The organism is Anaerococcus sp. NML200537 (assembly GCF_026131715.1).
Lineage (GTDB): Bacteria > Bacillota > Clostridia > Tissierellales > Peptoniphilaceae > Anaerococcus > Anaerococcus kampingae.
Window position 1 is genome coordinate 1 of sequence record NZ_JAMXSL010000074.1, and the last position, 1,567, is coordinate 1,567.

The 1,567-nt window shown below is 29.3% G+C and carries 2 protein-coding genes; both read left to right on the plus strand.

Annotation, left to right across the window (positions count from 1 at the left end; genetic code table 11):
• Positions 1–41 precede the first annotated feature (41 nt).
• Entirely contained in the window at positions 42–590 is a 549-nt protein-coding gene (locus NH288_RS11300) for a helix-turn-helix domain-containing protein (RefSeq protein WP_106461041.1), read from the plus strand.
• Positions 590–1,474 carry an IS3 family transposase gene (locus NH288_RS11305; protein ID WP_265215399.1) on the plus strand — a complete coding sequence of 295 codons (885 nt, stop codon included), beginning with the start codon at positions 590–592 and terminating at the stop codon, positions 1,472–1,474. The genes NH288_RS11300 and NH288_RS11305 overlap by 1 nt, the downstream gene beginning before the upstream one ends.
• Positions 1,475–1,567 lie beyond the last annotated feature (93 nt).

Consider the following 1,567-nt stretch of genomic DNA (forward strand, 5'->3'; position numbering starts at 1 on the left):
TGTAGGACTCCCCAAAAGTTGTAGCTAGAAAAGAGGCTGCAATGAAAAAATATAGTTTAGAATTAAAGAAAAAAGTAATAAAAGAATACGAAGAAGGCGAAATAAGTTTAAATAAATTAGCAAGAAAATATAAAATAAAAAGTCCCAAAAGCATAAGAGAATGGGTAAGAAAAAGCAAAATATTTGGTGAAACTAGTCTAGAAAATCCTAAAATCAACGAATATCCTTTAGAAATAAAGCAAAGTGTGATAAAATGTGCCTTAACAGGAGATTTAAATTTTAGGGAAATATCTGATAAATTTGGAATAAGAGATCCGAAAACAGTAAGTTCTTGGGTAAAAAACTTTCAAAAAGAAAAAAACTTCCCTAAAATCAATCTAACAATAGATTTAAAGGAAGAATACTTAGACATGAAGAAGAAAAATAAAAAGAAAGACTACACCGAAAAAGAAATCCAAGAAATCCTAGAAGAAAACCTCCACCTAAGAATAGAAAATGACTATTTAAAAGAACTCAGGAGGTTGGTATTAGAAGAAGACTTGACAGATGCGATAAACAATACAAACAAACCAGAGCAATCTGCAAAGTAATAACCAGCCTCCGTGAGAAATATCAATTAAAAGACATACTAAAAGTAGTAAAAATAAGCCAATCAACCTACATGTACTGGCAAAGAAAAGAAAAAGAAGAAAATCCAGACGCTGAAATACTAGAAAAAATACTAGAAATAAGAAAAAAACATGAAGATTGGGGATGCAAAAGAATCCATGGATATCTAAGCAGAAGCATAAAAATAAACATAAAAAAAGTTCATAGAATAATAAAAGAAAATAACCTACAAGTAAGAACATATCACAAGAAAAATGGAAAATACAACTCATATAGAGGAGAAGTAGGAAAAGTAGCAGACAATATAATAGATAGAAATTTCAAATCAGAAAAACCACACAAAAAAATAACAACAGACACAACAGAATTCAAATACTATGAAAAAGACAAATCAAACAACTATCAAATAAAAAAACTTTACTTAAACCCATACTTAGATATGTACAACTCAGAAATAATAAGTTATTCAATAAGTAAAAGCCCAAACTATGCAGCAGTAGAAAAAGCCCTAGATAAAGCATTAGAAATAACAAAAGATCAAACAGAAGTAATCTACCATTCAGACCAAGGCTGGCTGTATCAGATACCAAGATATGTAGAAAAGTTAAAATATAAAGACATAATCCAATCAATGTCAAGAAAAGGCAACTGCCTAGACAACTCCATAATGGAAAACTTCTTCTCAATAATAAAGCAAGAAATGTACAACAAAAAAACATTTCATAGCTACAAAGAATTAGAAAGAGCAATAATTAAATACATGGACTATTACAACAATGAACGAATAAAAGAGAAATTAGGCTTTATGAGTCCAGTAGAATATAGAGAAAATAGGTCGAAAGAAAAAATCAGTATATTATCTTGATAAATCGCCCTTTTCTATAGAAAAGGGCCACCATCAATCTATAATATATTTGTATTGTAAGAAATTGAGCTACAACTTTTTGGGGGTACCATA